This is a genomic window from Mycobacterium innocens (genome assembly GCF_900566055.1).
GTDB lineage: Bacteria > Actinomycetota > Actinomycetes > Mycobacteriales > Mycobacteriaceae > Mycobacterium > Mycobacterium innocens.
In genome coordinates, this window is sequence record NZ_UPHQ01000274.1 from 30,889 (window position 1) to 47,015 (window position 16,127).

Annotated in this window: 21 protein-coding genes and 1 tRNA gene; 10 read left to right on the forward strand and 12 right to left on the reverse strand. The window is 66.8% G+C overall.

What is annotated here, in order from left to right:
- The first annotated feature begins 61 nt into the window (after nt 1–61).
- The 4 genes from EET03_RS26355 (at nt 62) to EET03_RS26370 (ending at nt 1,574) form a co-directional block, all read left to right on the forward strand.
- Nucleotides 62–472 carry a YbjQ family protein gene (locus EET03_RS26355; RefSeq protein WP_099193834.1) on the forward strand — a complete coding sequence of 137 codons (411 nt, stop codon included), beginning with the start codon at nt 62–64 and terminating at the stop codon, nt 470–472.
- Nucleotides 473–502: 30 nt separating this feature from the next.
- Nucleotides 503–862 carry a hypothetical protein gene (locus EET03_RS26360; RefSeq protein WP_063472830.1) on the forward strand — a complete coding sequence of 120 codons (360 nt, stop codon included), beginning with the start codon at nt 503–505 and terminating at the stop codon, nt 860–862.
- A 77-nt stretch (nt 863–939) separates the two neighbouring features.
- Complete coding sequence (locus EET03_RS26365; protein ID WP_063472841.1) at nt 940–1,185, forward strand: antitoxin VapB family protein; 246 nt, start codon at nt 940–942, stop codon at nt 1,183–1,185.
- Nucleotides 1,182–1,574 (forward strand): type II toxin-antitoxin system VapC family toxin, encoded by a 393-nt coding sequence (locus tag EET03_RS26370; RefSeq protein WP_244232558.1) that lies wholly within the window; start codon nt 1,182–1,184, stop codon nt 1,572–1,574. The genes EET03_RS26365 and EET03_RS26370 overlap by 4 nt, the downstream gene beginning before the upstream one ends.
- Before the next feature lie 175 nt (nt 1,575–1,749).
- On the opposite strand, the gene EET03_RS26375 is transcribed toward EET03_RS26370, so the two are convergent.
- From EET03_RS26375 to EET03_RS26395, 5 genes are all read right to left on the reverse strand, one after another.
- Nucleotides 1,750–2,358 (reverse strand): PIN domain-containing protein, encoded by a 609-nt coding sequence (locus EET03_RS26375; RefSeq protein ID WP_082274715.1) that lies wholly within the window; start codon nt 2,356–2,358, stop codon nt 1,750–1,752.
- Between the two features lie 15 nt (nt 2,359–2,373).
- On the reverse strand, nt 2,374–2,823 hold the full coding sequence (locus tag EET03_RS26380; RefSeq protein WP_075543301.1) for a helix-turn-helix domain-containing protein: 450 nt from the start codon (nt 2,821–2,823) through the stop codon (nt 2,374–2,376).
- 116 nt (nt 2,824–2,939) lie between these two features.
- Nucleotides 2,940–3,026: transfer RNA gene (locus EET03_RS26385), tRNA-Ser, on the reverse strand.
- A gap of 29 nt (nt 3,027–3,055) precedes the next feature.
- Nucleotides 3,056–3,514 carry a nucleoside deaminase gene (locus tag EET03_RS26390; protein WP_036395206.1) on the reverse strand — a complete coding sequence of 153 codons (459 nt, stop codon included), beginning with the start codon at nt 3,512–3,514 and terminating at the stop codon, nt 3,056–3,058.
- A 15-nt stretch (nt 3,515–3,529) separates the two neighbouring features.
- Nucleotides 3,530–4,051, reverse strand: coding sequence for a tRNA adenosine deaminase-associated protein (locus EET03_RS26395; protein ID WP_036410390.1), 522 nt, complete (start codon nt 4,049–4,051; stop codon nt 3,530–3,532).
- Between the two features lie 130 nt (nt 4,052–4,181).
- On the opposite strand from EET03_RS26395, the gene EET03_RS26400 reads away from it, so the two are divergent.
- Nucleotides 4,182–5,126: a prephenate dehydrogenase gene (locus tag EET03_RS26400; protein ID WP_075543323.1), complete on the forward strand. Its 945-nt coding sequence runs from the start codon at nt 4,182–4,184 to the stop codon at nt 5,124–5,126.
- Here EET03_RS26400 and EET03_RS26405 read toward each other — a convergent pair.
- From EET03_RS26405 to EET03_RS26425, 5 genes are read right to left on the reverse strand one after another with little or no spacing between them, the layout of a single operon-like run.
- Nucleotides 5,089–5,688: a putative glycolipid-binding domain-containing protein gene (locus EET03_RS26405; RefSeq protein WP_063472828.1), complete on the reverse strand. Its 600-nt coding sequence runs from the start codon at nt 5,686–5,688 to the stop codon at nt 5,089–5,091. The two genes, EET03_RS26400 and EET03_RS26405, sit on opposite strands and share 38 nt — an antisense overlap.
- Before the next feature lie 4 nt (nt 5,689–5,692).
- Complete coding sequence (locus EET03_RS26410; RefSeq protein ID WP_075543300.1) at nt 5,693–6,448, reverse strand: ABC transporter permease; 756 nt, start codon at nt 6,446–6,448, stop codon at nt 5,693–5,695.
- Nucleotides 6,445–7,125 (reverse strand): ABC transporter permease, encoded by a 681-nt coding sequence (locus tag EET03_RS26415; RefSeq protein ID WP_099193835.1) that lies wholly within the window; start codon nt 7,123–7,125, stop codon nt 6,445–6,447. Before EET03_RS26415 ends, EET03_RS26410 begins: the two co-directional genes overlap by 4 nt.
- 3 nt (nt 7,126–7,128) lie before the next feature.
- Nucleotides 7,129–8,223, reverse strand: coding sequence for an ABC transporter ATP-binding protein (locus tag EET03_RS26420; RefSeq protein ID WP_075543298.1), 1,095 nt, complete (start codon nt 8,221–8,223; stop codon nt 7,129–7,131).
- The gene (locus EET03_RS26425; protein ID WP_075543297.1) at nt 8,220–9,167 is read right to left on the reverse strand and encodes an ABC transporter substrate-binding protein; all 948 of its coding nucleotides are present in this window, start codon (nt 9,165–9,167) and stop codon (nt 8,220–8,222) included. The genes EET03_RS26420 and EET03_RS26425 overlap by 4 nt, the downstream gene beginning before the upstream one ends.
- A 107-nt stretch (nt 9,168–9,274) precedes the next feature.
- On the opposite strand from EET03_RS26425, the gene EET03_RS26430 reads away from it, so the two are divergent.
- On the forward strand, nt 9,275–9,634 hold the full coding sequence (locus EET03_RS26430) for a LapA family protein (protein ID WP_075543296.1): 360 nt from the start codon (nt 9,275–9,277) through the stop codon (nt 9,632–9,634).
- A gap of 106 nt (nt 9,635–9,740) precedes the next feature.
- Here the strand turns inward: EET03_RS26430 and EET03_RS26435 are convergent, their stop codons facing one another.
- Both EET03_RS26435 and EET03_RS26440 read right to left on the reverse strand, forming a co-directional pair.
- Nucleotides 9,741–10,793: a phosphotransferase family protein gene (locus EET03_RS26435; RefSeq protein WP_075543295.1), complete on the reverse strand. Its 1,053-nt coding sequence runs from the start codon at nt 10,791–10,793 to the stop codon at nt 9,741–9,743.
- Nucleotides 10,794–10,830: 37 nt separating this feature from the next.
- Nucleotides 10,831–11,469: a histidine phosphatase family protein gene (locus tag EET03_RS26440; protein ID WP_063472821.1), complete on the reverse strand. Its 639-nt coding sequence runs from the start codon at nt 11,467–11,469 to the stop codon at nt 10,831–10,833.
- 85 nt (nt 11,470–11,554) lie between these two features.
- Here EET03_RS26440 and EET03_RS26445 point away from each other — a divergent pair, with 85 nt between their 5' ends.
- From EET03_RS26445 to EET03_RS26460, 4 genes are read left to right on the forward strand one after another with little or no spacing between them, the layout of a single operon-like run.
- On the forward strand, nt 11,555–12,592 hold the full coding sequence (locus EET03_RS26445; RefSeq protein ID WP_075543294.1) for a phosphotransferase family protein: 1,038 nt from the start codon (nt 11,555–11,557) through the stop codon (nt 12,590–12,592).
- A gap of 1 nt (nt 12,593) precedes the next feature.
- Entirely contained in the window at nt 12,594–13,358 is a 765-nt protein-coding gene (locus EET03_RS26450; protein ID WP_063472819.1) for an SDR family NAD(P)-dependent oxidoreductase, read from the forward strand.
- Between the two features lie 17 nt (nt 13,359–13,375).
- Complete coding sequence (locus EET03_RS26455; protein WP_075543293.1) at nt 13,376–14,683, forward strand: acyl-CoA dehydrogenase family protein; 1,308 nt, start codon at nt 13,376–13,378, stop codon at nt 14,681–14,683.
- Nucleotides 14,684–14,696: 13 nt separating this feature from the next.
- Complete coding sequence (locus EET03_RS26460; protein WP_099193836.1) at nt 14,697–15,668, forward strand: NADPH:quinone oxidoreductase family protein; 972 nt, start codon at nt 14,697–14,699, stop codon at nt 15,666–15,668.
- The last annotated feature ends 459 nt before the right edge of the window (nt 15,669–16,127 follow it).

Here is a 16,127-nt window from a genome sequence, read left to right on the forward strand (position 1 = left end):
GCGGAGCGGTACCCTGCACCGGGAGCCAGGCCATTGCTGGTTTCGGCAGGAAGGTTGTGCGGTGCTCGTCGTCACTACCAATGACATTCCGGGTTGGGAGATCCAACGCGTCTGCGGCGAAGTCTTCGGGCTCACCGTGCGATCACGAAATGCCCTCTCGCAGATAGGTGCTGGCTTCAAATCGATGTTCGGTGGCGAGCTGCAGGGCATGACCAAGAATCTGGCCGAGAGCCGCAACGAGGCGATGGTCCGGCTGATGAACGAGGCGCGCAACAAGGGCGGTAACGCGATCGTCGGGATGCGATTCGACACCACCGAACTCGGTGACGTGTGGACCGAGATCTGCGCCTACGGCACCGCGGTGCAAGCCGTGCCAGTGACCGAGGCCGCCCGTTACACCGCCTCGCAGCTCGGTTACGGCGGTGCGCCGCAGCCCCAGCAGCCCCAGCCCCAGCCCTACGGCGCGGGCTGAGCTGACGAGAATAGCGGTAGGTTCGGCGGGATGATCGTGGGGGCCTTCCTGGCCGAAGCAGCGTCGGCGGTGGACAACAAACTCAACGTCTCCGGCGGCGTCTTGTTCCGATACACCCTCGACGCCGACCGGTTGGCGCAGTTTCTGCTCGTGGTGCTGACGCAGACCGAGACCGGAAACCCGGACCGGCGGGTGGATGTCGAGATCTGGCCCCCCACCGACGACGAGCCGCTGCACATGCCCTTCGAGCTGCCCGAAGCCGCCACCGCCGCCGAGGTCGGGTTCGCGATCTTCGGCATCGAGGTGACGCTGCCGGTCGACGGCCGCTGGGTGATCGTGGTAACCGGCGGCGCCGGAGCAATCTCGCTGCCACTGCTGGTAAGCGGCTAAGCGCGGTGGCCTGGCCGTGGCGGCGGTCAGGGCCTTCGGACCTTGCCTACACAGTGCCATGCATGTATGCATGCATAATGGCCACTAAGACGATCTCGATTGATCTCGAGGCGTACGAACGTCTTCGGGCTGCCCGACGTTCGCCGAACGAGTCGTTCTCTCAAGTCATCAAGCGTGCGCACTGGCGCAACGAGGCTCCCACGGCCGCGGCGCTTCTGGATGCACTCGCTGAACTCCCGACGGTGCGTGACGATGTTCTCACGCGCCTCGATGAAGCACAGCACACGGACACACCGCCCGAGGACTTGTGGCGCTCCGGGTGAGCGTCGACACGACGTTTCTCATCGATCTGCAACGCGAGCGGTCCGCGGGTGACGACGACGGCGCCGCGCACCGGTTCCTCAAACGCTCACCGGATGCCGAATTGTTCCTTTCGACGATCGCGCTGGGCGAGTTCGCCGAAGGATTCGACCGGGCCGACCACCCCGTGGTTACCGCCATGCGCGAGGGACACACCCTGGTCCCAGTGGATGATCAGATCGCGTTCGTCTACGCCAGGGTGGTGCGGGAGCTACGTCGCCGGGGTGAGCTGATCGGTACCAATGACCTCTGGATCGGTTGCGCGAGTTTGCAATTGGGCATCCCCATCGTCACCGCCAACGTCGCCGAATTCCGACGCATCGATGGACTCGGCATCGTGCAGTACCGCTGATGTTGTGTGGTGCAGTCGTCGCGATGCCTCGTTGGCGCGGTCAGCGCCGGTGGCCGAATGAATACCCCACGCCGACGTCCAATGGGTGAGAGCTTGCGCCACGGCTTCACGCATAACGCCCCTGAAACCGCGCCCGTCGGTTGCAGCTGTGGCAGCGGTAACGACGCATACGTGACTACGGCCTGCGCTGAAAGCGCGTGCGGATCGCATCGCCGAGGCCCGCCGCTCGGGTCGGGACCAGCCGCCGCGCCTCTGCGGCGAACTTCGGCGCCTGCGTGCCGAGCGCATCGAGGATCTGGTGGGCCGTATATGGAGGATTGCTCCAGGCGGCCACGATCCCGAGGAGGGCGCTACGTGTCGCGTCCTCGTAGAGGTCGATCTGGTCGAGCAGGAAGGCGTCCGGGTGCCGCACTTCGATGTGGTAGGGCTCGACGGCGTCGGGTGGGAAGTGCGGGAGATTCGTCGTGACTATCACTTCGGCGCGTTCTCGCACGGCTGCGGCCAGGACATGGCGGTCCCCCTCGTGGTTGCGCATCGCGCTTATCAGATCGCGGTAGCCGGTTACTTCGGCGTCAATGAAGCTGTCCCGCATCGCCTTTAGCCGCTTATCGACCGCTTCGGGCGTCCTGTTGAGCTTGTTGATCAGGGCGCGTCGAGTCTCATCGAGAATATCCTCAGACCACAGCGGCCGATAAATCCCTTCGTCGGCCAGCCGCAGCAGAAAATCGACCAGCGGATAGGGAACGAGCACGCAAGCGTCCAACACCACCGGGAACGCCGACATTGCTCGTTTAATCCTTCACTGCGCCTTCAGAATTGCCTCAATTTCGCCAGCGGAGTCTTGGGTCAGCTCGTCTAGCGCTGCGCGCCGGTTGGCCCGTGTCTGCCGCTGATACTCCAGCAGAGCATCCAGGCTGACCTTGCGGTGCCGCCCAGGCTTTTCGAACGGAATACGTCCGTCTTCGAGAAGCTTCACCAGCGTCGGGCGGGAGATGTTCAGCAGGTCGGCTGCCTCCTGCGTGGTGAGCTTGCGCTGGCGCGGAATGAGTGAGATGCCCTTGCCTTGTGACAGCGCCAGTACCACGTTGTAGAGCGCGTCGCGCACAGAATCGGGAAGGGTAATCGCCCGCCCGTTGCCGCCGCACACGGAAACGTCCGGAGAGCCGAGCGCTTCCAGCAGCGGCGCGAGGCCTTCCGGTTCTTGAGGTGGTAGAAGGGTCCGCTCTTCAACGGCTACGGCAGCTGTCATAGAGCCACGTTAAAACGAAAGAAACGAAAAGTCGAGCGACCGGGCAGTCCGTCGGCCACTTTTCAGGTCGATGAAGCTAGCAGCGCGAATAGAACGGATAATCCGCGATACGAAGGCGGTGGCGGAGGGATTTGAACCCTCGGACGGTGTTAGCCGTCACACGCTTTCGAGGCGTGCTCCTTAGGCCGCTCGGACACGCCACCGTCGAGCAGCTTACCGAACGGGTGGCCGGTCACCCCAATCGCTGGCGGGCGAAGAACTCCTCCAGCGGTGCGGCACAGTCCGCGGCGAGCACACCGCCCCGCACCTGCGGACGATGGTTGAGCCGACGGTCGCGGACCACGTCCCACAACGACCCGACCGCTCCCGTCTTGGGTTCCCAGGCGCCGAACACCAGGCGAGCGACCCGCGCCAGCACCAGCGCACCCGCGCACATGGTGCACGGTTCCACGGTGACCGCCAGCGTCGTTCCCTCCAGCCGCCAGCCGTCACCGAGCACGGCCGCCGCCGCACGCAAGGCGAGGATCTCGGCGTGCGCGGTCGGATCACCCAGCGCCTCACGGGCATTCACCGCGCGGGACAGTTCTGTTCCGTCGGCGCCGACGACGACCGCGCCGATGGGCACGTCACGCGGACCCGCCGTCGCGGCGACCGCCAATGCCGCACGGATCAGCTCTTCGTCAGCGGTCACCGACGCGGCCAGCGGTCACCGGCCGAGGCGGTCGATCACCGCCGACAGTTGCTCGGCGAAGCCCATCTCCCGGGCGATGCGCCCGAGCTGCTCGTCGGCGTAGAGGTCGGTCTCATCGAGGATGACTCCGAGCACCGCCTCGGGCAGGCCGATGTCGGCCAGCAGGCCGAGGTCGCCCTCCTCGAACGGCTCGGCATCCTCGAGGTCGTCGGGATCGATCTCGGCGTCCAGGCTGTCCAATGCCTCGGCGGCGATGTCGTAGTCCAGCGCCGCCGTCGCGTCCGACAGCAGCAGACGCGTCCCTGAGGGTGCGGGGCGCAGGATGATGAAGAACTCGTCGTCGATGTCGAGCAGCCCGAACACCGCTCCGGAACTGCGCAGTTCACGCAGTTCCGTCTCGGCGGCCGCCAGGCTGGTCAGCGCTTTCCGACCCATTGCCGCGCAGCGCCATTTGCCCTCTTCACGCACGACGGCAACGCCGAAACCGTCCGGCGCGTCGGCGGACGGGCCCGGCGCGGAGGCCCGTTGTGCTCCCATGGCCGCTTACGCTAGTCGCTGACCAGGCCCGTGACCAGACGGCTCGTTCCGACACCGATGGCCGGCAGCGCCCTAGAACCGCGCACCGACCGGACAAGTGTGCCAACCTGGGACTGTGCAGACGACACCCGTGTGCGTGCTCGGGCTGGGGCTGATCGGCGGCTCGATCATGCGAGCCACGGCAGCGGCCGGCCGCGAGGTTTTCGGCTACAACCGGTCGGTGGAGGGTGCCCACGGCGCCCGGGCCGAAGGATTTGACGCCAGCACCGATCTTTCTGAGACGCTGACTCGGGCCGCGGACATCGAAGCGTTGATCGTGCTGGCGGTTCCGATGCCGGCGTTGCCCAACATGCTCGCCCATATCCGTGACTCGGCCCCCAACTGTCCGCTGACCGACGTCACCAGCGTCAAATGCGCGGTGCTCGACGAGGTCGCCGCCGCCGGTCTGCAGGCCCGCTTCGTGGGCGGTCACCCGATGACGGGCACCGCCCACTCGGGCTGGGCGGCCGGCCATGGGGGGCTGTTCACCCGAGCACCCTGGGTGATCGCCGTGGACGATCACGTCGATCCCCAGGTGTGGTCGATGGTGATGACGTTGGCACTGGACTGCGGGGCTGTGGTGGTCCCCGCCAAATCCGACGAGCATGATGCCGCCGCAGCCGCCATCTCCCACTTACCGCATCTGCTTGCCGAGGCGCTGGCGATCACCGCCGCCGAGGTGCCGCTGGCTTTCGCGCTGGCTGCGGGGTCGTTCCGGGACGCCACCCGAGTCGCCGGCACCGCCCCGGATCTGGTGCGCGCGATGTGTGAAGCCAACACCGGCCAGTTGGTGCCGGTCACCGACCGGGTCATCGAGTTGCTGGGCCGCGCCCGCGATTCGCTGGCCGGCCACGGCTCGGTCGCCGACTTGGCCGACGCCGGCCACTCGGCACGCACCCGCTACGAGAGCTTCCCGCGCTCCGACATCATCACGGTGATGATCGGCGCCGAGAGATGGCGCGAGCAACTGGCCGCCGCGGGCCGGGCGGGTGGGGTGATCAGATCCGCTCTGCCAATCCTGGATAGTCCACGATGAATCCCTCGGCGTCGACGGTCACGGTGGTGTCGGCGACCGGTGACCGGAGCTTGATCGCATCCAGACGTCCCTCGCTGGTGTAGCTGACGGTGGCCGCGTCGACGGTCATCTCGGGGACGTTGACATAGACCATCGGCAAGGCCAGCGACTCGGCCTTCTCGTGGATTGCAAGGCGCCGGATCGGCAAGGCGTTGAAGAACGGACTGAACACCAAGTCGACGTCGAGCGCACCGTTGTAGGCCGCACGCCGCTCGCCCTGGTGGTCGGTGACCAGCCACATGTTCTCCTCGTCACGGGCGATAGCAAGCTGCCGTTCCCGCTCGGCCAGCGTGACGGTCAGCCCGAACCGCTTGGTGGCGCCGGACTCGTCGGTCTGCAAGTCGTAGTAGGCGCCGAAGGCCGGATTTGTTGCGGTGGCCGCCGCCACGATGCGGCCGTTGGCCCTGATTCGCTTGCCGGACACCTGGATTCGTACCGATTCCATGCGTGAGACGTCCTGTGCACGCCAAGTCAACATTGCTGACCAGACGCGCCGGGCCGGATCAGAGGGAGCGGAGTTCACACTCCTACCGTAGGACGTGTCCGCCGGCCGTGGCGAAATTGGAGCTAACTGTGACGTCAATTTCGCGATTTGGCCTCCTGGCGGGCTTTCTCAGGCGGCCGGTGCCCGGCGCCGACACCCATACCGCCAACGCCAGCACCGCGTCCAGGATCAGCGCCAGCGCGGCCACCATCACCGCACCGACCAGGGCGATGTGGAACTGGCGCTCCTTGATCCCGTCGATCAGGTAGCGGCCCAGCCCGCCCAGACTGGCGTAGGCGGCCACCGTCGCGGTGGCAACCACCTGCAGCGTCGCGCCGCGCAGCCCGCCGAGCAGCAGCGGCATTGCATTGGGCAGCTCGACCCGCAGCAGCACCCGCGATTCCGTCATCCCCATCGCCCGGGCGGCATCGACGACCAGCGGGTCGACACCGGCGATGCCCGCATACGTGCCGGCCAGCAGCGACGGAATGCCCAGCAGCATCAGGGCCCCGATCGGCGGCCCGATCCCCAGCCCGAACACCAGCACGCCCAGCAGCAGCACACCCAGCGTCGGCAACGCACGCAGCCCGTTGACCACGGCGACCACCAGCACTTGGCCGCGGCCGGTGTGCCCGATGAGCATTCCGATCGGGACGGCGATCACCACCGCAGCGGCCACGGCCAGCGCGGTGTATTCCAGGTGCTCCACCGTGCGGGCGGCCAGCCCGGCGGGTCCGGTCCAATTAGCCGCCGTCGAGAAGTAGGACCAGGTTTGCTCGAGGAAGTTCGTCGCTTTCATCGGCTACCGCCGACGATGGTGGATCTGATCCGGCGACGGCTGGGTGACGCGCGCTCCCAGGGTGTGGCCAGCCGGCCGGCCAGGCTGAGCAGCATGTCGATGACAACGGCCAGGGTGAACATCGCGATGATGCCGGCCACGATCTGGTCGCTCTTGTCGGTCTGGTATCCCGCCGTGAACCAGGTGCCCAGGCCGCCGATGCCGATCACCGAGCCCACCGAAACCATCGCGATGTTGGTCACGACGACCACCCGCAGCCCCGCTACCAGTACCGGGATCGACAGCGGCAGTTCGACTTTGATCATCCGGCGGATCGGCGAGTAGCCGACCGCGACGGCCGCGTCCCGCACCGGTGCCGGCACCGCATCCAGCGCCTCGAGCACGGCCCGCACCAACAGCGCCGTCGTATAGGCGGTCAGTGCGACAATGACGTTGGCCTCGTCGAGGATGCGCGTCTTGATGATCAGCGGCAACACCACGAACAGCGCCAGCGACGGGATGGTGAACACGATGCTGGCCGTTGCCGTGGTCAATCGCCGCAGCACCGGCGCGTGCTGCACCGCCAAGCCCAGCGGCACCGCGATCGCCATCCCGATCAGCACCGGAATCAGCGACAGCCGCAGATGGATCACGGTCAGCACCCAGGCGGTGTCGAGGTGGGTCAGCAGATAACGCACGCCTCAGCCCTGCCGTCGACGTGTCACCGCGGCCAGCACGTCGTCGGCCAGTACTGCGCCGATCACTTTGCCGCCGCCGTCGACGGCGACACCCATCGACGAGGGCGACGACAGCGCCGCATCGAGCGCCTGGCTGAGGTTGCCGTTGGGGCGGAACACCGAGCCGACGACGGTCACGGTGTCCGCCAACGCGGCGCCGTTTCGGTGGCGGCGCACGCCGTCGGCGTCAATCCAGCCCAACGGCGCGTGGCCGTCGTCGACCACCAGCACCCAGCCATCCGGGAGCGGCTTGTCGTGCAGGGTGTTTGCGGTCACGCGGGTAATGTCGTGCAACGGAAGTCCGGCGCCGTCGATGAGCTGCAGCAACCGATAGCCGCGGCCCAGCCCGATGAATTTCGACACGAAATCGTTGGCCGGGCGCGAAAGTAGCTTGGCCGGCACGTCGCATTGCTGTAGCCGGCCGCCGGGCGCGAACACCGCCACCGTGTCGCCGAGTTTGAACGCCTCGTCGATGTCGTGCGTGACGAAGACGACGGTCTTATGTAATTCGCTTTGCAGGCGCAGGATTTCATTCTGCAGGTCGTGGCGGACCACGGGATCGACGGCCGAGAACGGCTCGTCCATCAACAGGATCGGCGGGTCGGCCGCGAGCGCGCGGGCCACTCCGACGCGCTGTTGCTCGCCGCCGGAGAGTTGCGCCGGGTAACGGGTGGCGACCTTGGGACTCAGCCCGACCCGCTCGAGCACCTGGTAGGCGGCTTTGCGGGCGGCCCGGCGCGACTGCCCTTTGAGCACGGGCACCGTCGCGACGTTGTCGATCACCCGTTGGTGCGGCATCAATCCCGCACTCTGAATGACGTAGCCGATGCCGAGCCGCAACCGCACCGGGTTGACGCCCGCCACGTCGGTGCCGTTGACGGTGACGGTGCCCGAGGTCGGCTCGACCATCCGGTTGATCATCCGCAGTGCGGTGGTCTTGCCACAACCGGAGGGGCCGACGAAGACGGTAAGCCTGCCTTGAGGGGCTTCGAGGCTCAACCGGTCCAGGGCGGTGGTGCCGTCGGCGTACACCTTGGCGACTTTGTCGAAGCTGATCATGGCTGGATGGGATGGTCGAAGCCGTTGTCGCGCAGCCATTTCCGAGCCGCCTGGTCGGGATCTACGCCGTCGTTGCCCGACACCGCGGCATTGAGTTCGGCCACGCCTTCGGTCGTCAGCTTCGCCGAGACCGCGTCCAGGACATCCTTGAGGCGATCCGACTTCTTCTGCGAATTGACCAGCGGCACAATGTTGCCGACCAAAAAGTTGTGTTCCGGGTCCGCCAGGACCACCAGGTTGTTGCGCCGGATCGCCGGCGAGGTGCTGAAGATGTTGGCTGCGGTGACGGTCCCGTCGACCAGCGCCCGCACGGTCACCGCGCCGCCGCCGTCGTTGATCGTCGTGAAATTGGCTGGCGCGATGTCGAGTCCGTACTTCTGGCGCAGGCCGGGCAGCCCGGCCGGCCGGGTCTGGAATACCGACGGCGCCGCGAACTTCACCTCGGCAGAATGCGCCGCGAGATCGGCGATGGTCGTCAGGTTCCAGTTGGTGGCGGTCGCCTTGGTGACGGTGACGGTGTCGGTATCGGAGGCCGGTGACGGCGTCAAGATCGACAGGTCGCCGGGCAACCGCTTGTAAAGCTCCAATTCGACCGCATCCAGCGTGGTCACCGTTGAGTCTGGCTGAAAGTACAGCAGCAGGTTGCCGATGTACTCCGGCACCAGATCGATGGAATGGTCTTTGAGCGCCGGTATGTAGGTCTCGCGGCTGCCGACACCCAGTCGCCGCCCGACGTTGAAACCGTTGGCCTGCAACGCCTGCGCATAGATTTCCGCAACGATCTCCGACTCCGGGAAGTCGCCGGAGCCGACGACGATCGACTTGATGGTGCCATTTGACGACCCGAACGGGTCGGCGTTGCCACACGCCGCCACCGGACATGCCGTTACCAAGCAGACCGCCCCGGCAAGTGTCGCGCGACGCGCGCGCCGCAGCATCCCCATGCCGGTGACACTATCTTGACGACGATCGGGGCGCCGCAATCCCGCCTCATGCGCGTTTCCCGCGTAGCTTGGTTTCATTCCGGGCGGGATGGGAACAAAATGACATTATGACCAGCAACCCCTCGGGCCCGCGTGAACAGCCGCCCTCGGCTCCCAGACCTCGTGTGACCGCCAAGGACCCGGCGTCCACACTGACCCGGGCCGGCGCCCTGTGGTCGTCGTTGATCGCCGGGTTTTTGATCCTGATCCTGTTGCTGGTCTTCATCGCGCAGAACACCGCCTCCACCCCGTTCACCTTCTTGGGCTGGCACTGGAACCTGCCGCTGGGGGTGGCCATCCTGTTGGCGGCCGTCGGGGGTGGGTTGCTGACCGTGGCGGTCGGCACCGCGCGGATCATTCAGCTGCGTCGTGTCGCCAAGAAATCCCACACGCAGGCATTGCGCTCCGCCGGCCCGCTGCCCCGTTGACCGTGCGTCCTGGGCTTTGAGTGTGCAATGCCTGCCGGCGCGATCGCGTGACCTTCCCTCCGTCGGGTCACAGCCGAAGTCACCGCCGCACACTCGACCCGACCGGTCAGGACATCGGCTTGGTGATCTCGGCCAGGCCGCGCGAGATCAGCGGCGACACGACGTCGGGCGCGTCGTCGATGGAATCGGCTGGGCCGTCGGCGAGCTCGGACATGCGCCTGCGGAAATCGATGCCGGCCGCGATGATGGCCAGCTTGAAGTAGCCCAGCGCCATGTAGAACTCCCAATGCCCCAGCGACATCCCGGAAACCAGCGAATACCGGTCGGCCAGTTCGTCGGCGGTCGGCAGCAGCGGCGACGTCCAGGCCGCCTGCGCGTTGACGATCAGATCCAGCGCGGGGTCGCGGTAGACGCACATCAGGGCCGCGTCGGACAGCGGGTCCCCCAGCGTCGACAGCTCCCAGTCCACCACCGCACGCACCGTCGTCGGGTCGTCGGCATCCAGAATGGTGTTGTCGATCCGGTAGTCACCGTGCACGATCGAGGTTCGGCTTTGCTTCGGAATCGCTTGCTGCAGAGCCGAATGCAGCCTGGCGACGTCGTTGTCGCGGCGGTCGTCGGGCAGCCGCACCAGGTCCCACTGCGAACCCCAGCGGCGCACCTGCCGTTCCAGGTAGCCGTCGGGTCTACCGAAATCGCCGAGGCCGACGGCGTTCGGGTCGACGCTGTGCAAGTCGACCAGCACCCGAATCAGTGCGTCAACGCAGCGGTCGATGACCCGACTGCCGAACGCTTCGAGTTGAGCGCGACGGCGCACCACCTGTCCGGCAACGAATTCGACGATCTGGAAGGGGGCGCCCAGCACCGAGTCGTCCTCGCACAGGGCGAGGGTGCGCGCCACCGGCACCGGTGTGTCCTGCAGTGCGGCGACAACCCGGTACTCGCGGGCCATATCGTGGGCCGACGGCGTCAGCCCGTGTAGCGGTGGGCGCCGCACCAGCCAACTCGTCGCGTCGTCGTAGACCCGGAAGGTGAGGTTGGAGCGGCCGCCGGAGATCAGCTCACCGCGTAACTCACCGTCGCGCTCGACGCCGAGCGAACGCAGATATCCGTCCAGTGCGGCCAGGTCGAGGCCGTCGAGTCGGTGAACCGAAGTCACCGAACTTGTTTACCACCGTCGGCGGCCCGGCTCCCTTTCAGCCTGTGCGACGGCCCGCGTCGTCGCCGAGCAGGCGCCGGTTCCGGGGCAATAGGTCCCACACATGTTCGGTCGCATTGACCGTCACCACCGTCGCCTGACCGGACCTGGAGAACAACAGCCGAGTCACCGAGGCGTAGTCGATGGGGAATGACAACAGGCGTGCCGTTCCCAGGATCTCCTGCAGCACCACGTTGATCACCCCGCCGTGGCTGAACGCCGCGACGGTCTCGTCCGGATCGGCAGAGCTGACGACGTCGTCGACGGCCGCGCGGACCCGCGCGCGGAAGGCATCCTCGTCGACGGCACTGGGCAGCTGCCCCTGAGCCATCCGCGCCCATTCCTGCGGGTTTTCTTCACGGATCTGCTCGACCGGGATGTACACCGGAAGGTCGCGGTCATATTCGGCGAATCGGTCGTCGACGTCGACCGACAGGTCAAGCGCCGCCGCAACCGGTACGGCGGTCTGGATGGCGCGGCGCTGCGGGCTGCTCACCACCCGCGAGATGGGGAACCTGGCCAGCGCCTCGGGTAGCCGCGCCACCTGGGCTATGCCGGTGTCCGACAGGTCCGGATCCGAACCTTCGCCGTGTTCGCTGCGCAGCGGCAAAGCATGCCGGACCAGAAGCAGTTGCATGGGCCAAGCCTTACATGCGGCTTGCCCGGCGCTACCATGCCGCTTGAGAATGTAATTCTCCGAGCCGAGAGCGGGTGTGCAGCCCATGACGACTGCCAGCGGAACGCAGCTGGACGCCGGCGTCATCGGTCGTTGGCTCGATGCGAACGGCGCACCGGGCGGCGGCGCGGAGCCGGAACTCGAGCAGCTGAGCGGCGGATCCCAGAACACGCTGTACCTGATTCGGCGCGGCGATCAACGCATGGTGCTGCGGATGCCCGGCCCCCGGGCGGACGCGGCCCGGGTCGACGGGTTGCTGCGGGAAATCCGGCTGGTGCGGGCGTTGTCGGGCACCGACGTGCCGCATGCCGAGTTGATCGGCGCCGACGAGACCGCTTCGGTGCTGGGCATGCCGTTCTACGTGATGCGCGCCATCGACGGGTGGAGCCCGATGGACGGCGGGTGGCAGGCGCCGTTCGACACCGACCTGGATGCCCGGCGTGGGCTGGCGTTCCAGCTCGTCGAGGGTGCCGCCAAGCTGGGCCGGGTGGATTGGCGCGCGCAGGGTCTCGACGGGTTCGGCCGTCCGGAGGGTTTCCATGAACGGCAGGTCGATCGCTGGCTGCGCTTCCTGGCCGCCTATCAGGTGCGCGAATTACCAGGCCTGCAGGAGGCCGCCGACTGGCTGCGCCGCAACCGCCCCGCGCACTACACGCCGGGCATCATGCACGGCGACTATCAATTCGCCAACGTCATGTTCGCGCACGGGGCGCCGGCCCGGCTGGCCGCGATCGTGGACTGGGAGATGACGACGGTGGGCGATCCGCTGCTGGACCTGGCCTGGGCGCTACTGGGCTATGACGGCGAGGAACCGCGCGCCGACGGATTCTATCTCGACGTGCGCGGCATGCCCAGGCGCGGCGAGCTGCTGGCGCACTACGAGGCGATCAGCGGGCTGTCCACCGAGCACATCGACTACTACCTGGTGCTGGCCAACTGGAAACTCGGGATCGTGCTGGAGAAGACGTACGCAGCCGCGGTTCGGCCGGGACCCCGCACCGTGGACCCCAAGATCACCGAAACTTTCGCGACGATGGTCCCCCAGCTCATCGCCACCGCGGCCGAACTCGCCAAGGCCCGCTGAAATGGGTTATGCGGAACGGCTTTTCGACCTCACCGGCCAGGTGGTGCTGATCACCGGCGGCAGCCGCGGATTGGGCCGCGAAATGGCCTTCGCCGTCGCCCGCTGCGGTGCCGACGTGGTGATCGCTAGCCGCAACCTGGACAACTGCGTGGCCACCGCCACCGAGATCGAAGCCGAGACCGGTCGCACCGCGATGGCTTACCAAGTGCACGTAGGACGCTGGGACCAGCTCGACGGGCTGGTCGCGGCGGCCTACGACCGGTTCGGCAAGGTCGACACGCTGATCAACAATGCGGGCATGTCACCGCTGTACGACAAGCTCACCGATGTCACCGAGAAGCTGTTCGACGCCGTCGTCAATCTCAACCTCAAAGGGCCGTTCCGGTTGTCGGCACTGGTCGGCGAGCGAATGGTGGCGGCCGGGCGCGGGTCGATCATCAACGTCAGCTCCACCGGTTCGCTGCGGCCGGGCGCAGACATCATCCCCTACGCCGCGGCCAAGGCGGGACTCAATGCGATGACCGAAGGATTCGCGCGGGCGTTCGGGCCTTCGGTGCGGGTCAACACACTGATGGCCGGACCGTTTCTCACCGACATCAGTAAGGCCTGGAATCTGGAGCAGGCAACGCAGAATCCGTTCGGGCATCTTTCGTTGCGTAGGGCCGGAAATCCACCCGAGATCGTCGGCGCCGCACTGTTTCTCGCGTCCGACGCGTCCAGTTTCACCACCGGCTCGATTGTCCGGGCCGACGGTGGAATCCCCTGAGAGATAGGAGCATTCGCGTGCCTTGGGACTTCTCCACCGAACCGGAATTCGAGAAGAAGCTCGACTGGATCCGCGGCTTCGTGCGCGACGAGGTGGAACCTCTCGAAGTGCTGTTCCCGGGCTGCGAGTTCCTGCCACTCGACGACCAACGCCGCCGGATCGTCGATCCGCTCAAGCAGCAGGTTCGCGACCAGGGCCTGTGGGCGCCGCATTTGAGTCCAGAACTGGGTGGGCAGGGCTTCGGCGCGGTGAAGCTGACGCTGATCAACGAGATCCTGGGCCGCAGCCCGTGGGCGCCGATAGTGTTCGGTACCCAGGCACCCGACACCGGCAACGCCGAAATCATCGCGCGCTTCGGCACCCAGGAGCAGAAGGACCGCTACCTGCAGGGCCTGCTTTCCGGTGAGATCTTCTCCTGCTTCTCCATGACCGAACCCCAAGGCGGCGCCGACCCGCGGGTGTTCACCACCCGTGCCGTCCGCGATGGTGACGGCTGGGTGATCACCGGGCGAAAGTACTTCTCGTCCAACGCATCCGTCGCGTCCTTCTTCATCGTAGTCGCCATCACCGATCCCGACGTGCCCGTGCATCGCGGCGCCTCGACATTCCTGGTCCCGGCCGGAACCGCAGGGCTGACCATCGAGGCCAACCATCACCTGGTGGGCGCGTTACCGCACGAGCCCGGACATTCCCTGGTGCGATACGACGGCGTGCGGGTGGGACCAGACGCGCTGCTGGGCGAACCCGGACAGGGCTTCATGATCCTGCAGACCCGGCTCGCCGGTGGCCGGTTGCATCACGCGATGCGCTCGCTCGGGATGGCGCAACGCGCCATCGAGATGATGGCACGCCGCGCGAAAAGCCGCTTCACACAGGGTAGTTCGTTGGCCGACAAGCAACTGGTCCAGGCGTTTATCGCCGACTCTTACACCGAGCTGATGCCGTTTCGGCTGGCGGTGCTGCATGCGGCCTGGCTGATCGACACCGCCGGCGAGCATGCGGCGCGAGCCGAGATCGGTGCCTGCAAGATCCTCGCGTCGCAAGTGCTCAAATCGATTGGGCTGCGCGCTATCCAGGTACACGGCGCGTTGGGCACCACCGATCAGCTGCCGCTGGTCAACGTGTTGCTCGGTGGGGTGGCCCTCGGCCTGGCCGACGGGCCCACCGAAGCACACAAGGTCAACCTGGCCCGACTGCTGCTGAAGAACTACGACGCCGAAGACGCCGAGCGGCCCAGCGAAATGCTGGACGTCCGCCGTGAGGCTGCCCGCGCCAAGTATGGCGACCTCGTGGATCACGTTCCGGCCCTACCCTCTTCGTCGTGACCGCGGCCCGTTGATGCGTGCGGTCGTCTGCCGTGCGTACGGTCCGCCCGAGGACCTGGTTATCGCTGAGGTTCCCGAGCCCGTCCCCGGGCCCGGCGAACTCCTGGTGCAGGTGTACGCCGCGGCCGTGAACTTTCCCGACGTGCTGCTGATCGCCGGCAAATACCAGATCCGGATTCCGGTGCCGTTCACGCCGGGCAGCGAGTTCGCCGGCGAGGTGCTGACCGCCGGCGAGGGGGCGCCCTTTGCTGCCGGGCAGCGGGTGTTCGGGGCCACGGCCGTCGGGGCATTCGCCGAGCGGGCGCTCCTGGATGCGGCGTCGGCAACGCTCGTTCCCGACGACGCCGATCTGGCTTCGGCCGCCGCCTTCGGGGTCACTTATCGAACCGCGTATCACGCGTTGCACTCGGTTGGGCAAGTGTCAGAAGGGGATTGGGTGGTGGTATTGGGCGCCGCCGGGGGCGTGGGTCTGGCCGCCGTTGATCTGGCGGTCGCCATGGGCGCCCGCGTGCTGGCGGCGGCCTCTAGCCCGGAAAAGCTGGAGCTGTGCGCCCGACGCGGCGCGCGGGCGACCGTCGACTACGACCGCGAGGACCTGAAAGCCCGCATCCGGGAGCTCACCGACGACCGAGCGCGCGTGGTGATCGACCCCGTCGGCGGCCGGTACTCAGAACCGGCATTGCGCGGCCTGGCCCGCGGCGGGACGTTCATCACCCTCGGCTACGCGGCCGGCGCCATCCCGGCGATTCCGCTGAATCTCGTTCTGCTCAAGGGCATCACCGTGCGCGGCATGGAGATTCGCACCTTTGCCAGTGACCACCCCGCCGAGGCCAACCGTGACCTCGGCGAGTTGGCGCAGCTGTTCGCCGCCGGCAGGATCCGGCCCCACATCGGCGCGCGGTTTCCGTTGGCCGACACCGCCGCGGCCCTGCGCTATGTGGCCGATCGCAAGGTCCTGGGCAAGGTGGTCATCGACGTGGCCTGACATTGCCGGGTGGTGTCTTCATCGGTGCCACAAGAGTTTCGGCGGCTCGGTATGGGCAGATCTTCCCGCCTCACTCGAGAATTCAAGGTGACTACGGATGCTGCTGCCTCAACGATGTCCTCTTGCGCAGCCTTGGATGCCCACGTACCTCGGTGTCTGTTTCGACTCGCCACATCTCCGCTCAAACCTCTTGTAATGGCAGGTGTTCGGGGATGTCTCACGTGCTCACCGAGGCGGCTGTAATTCCGTCGTATCGAGTGTGCGGTGCCGGCTTCGAGCGTGTATACAGGGCGGAAATATCGACGGCAGCCCGCCACGACGGCACACTCGGCGGTCGGGTGGCCGGAGGGGATTGCACCCTCCGGCTCCCACAGATCCGGACGTGAACCTCTCGATTCATCCGGCTCTTGTCATCTTGATCACCAGACGGCGGGGACGGTGGTGGTCCATTGCCAGTGC

Bases quoted from the DNA above. Each gene is read 5' to 3' on its own strand.
- EET03_RS26410 (WP_075543300.1), bottom strand. From the start codon at position 6,448: ATGAAAGCGACGAACTTCCTCGAGCAAACCTGGTCCTACTTCTCGACG.
- EET03_RS26395 (WP_036410390.1), bottom strand. From the start codon at position 4,051: ATGGGAGCACAACGGGCCTCCGCGCCGGGCCCGTCCGCCGACGCGCCG.
- EET03_RS26365 (WP_063472841.1), top strand. From the start codon at position 940: ATGGCCACTAAGACGATCTCGATTGATCTCGAGGCGTACGAACGTCTT.
- EET03_RS26380 (WP_075543301.1), bottom strand. From the start codon at position 2,823: ATGACAGCTGCCGTAGCCGTTGAAGAGCGGACCCTTCTACCACCTCAA.
- EET03_RS26440 (WP_063472821.1), bottom strand. From the start codon at position 11,469: ATGCAACTGCTTCTGGTCCGGCATGCTTTGCCGCTGCGCAGCGAACAC.
- EET03_RS26430 (WP_075543296.1), top strand. From the start codon at position 9,275: ATGACCAGCAACCCCTCGGGCCCGCGTGAACAGCCGCCCTCGGCTCCC.
- EET03_RS26360 (WP_063472830.1), top strand. From the start codon at position 503: ATGATCGTGGGGGCCTTCCTGGCCGAAGCAGCGTCGGCGGTGGACAAC.
- EET03_RS26375 (WP_082274715.1), bottom strand. From the start codon at position 2,358: ATGTCGGCGTTCCCGGTGGTGTTGGACGCTTGCGTGCTCGTTCCCTAT.
- EET03_RS26420 (WP_075543298.1), bottom strand. From the start codon at position 8,223: ATGATCAGCTTCGACAAAGTCGCCAAGGTGTACGCCGACGGCACCACC.
- EET03_RS26460 (WP_099193836.1), top strand. From the start codon at position 14,697: ATGCGTGCGGTCGTCTGCCGTGCGTACGGTCCGCCCGAGGACCTGGTT.
- EET03_RS26425 (WP_075543297.1), bottom strand. From the start codon at position 9,167: ATGGGGATGCTGCGGCGCGCGCGTCGCGCGACACTTGCCGGGGCGGTC.
- EET03_RS26450 (WP_063472819.1), top strand. From the start codon at position 12,594: ATGGGTTATGCGGAACGGCTTTTCGACCTCACCGGCCAGGTGGTGCTG.
- EET03_RS26445 (WP_075543294.1), top strand. From the start codon at position 11,555: ATGACGACTGCCAGCGGAACGCAGCTGGACGCCGGCGTCATCGGTCGT.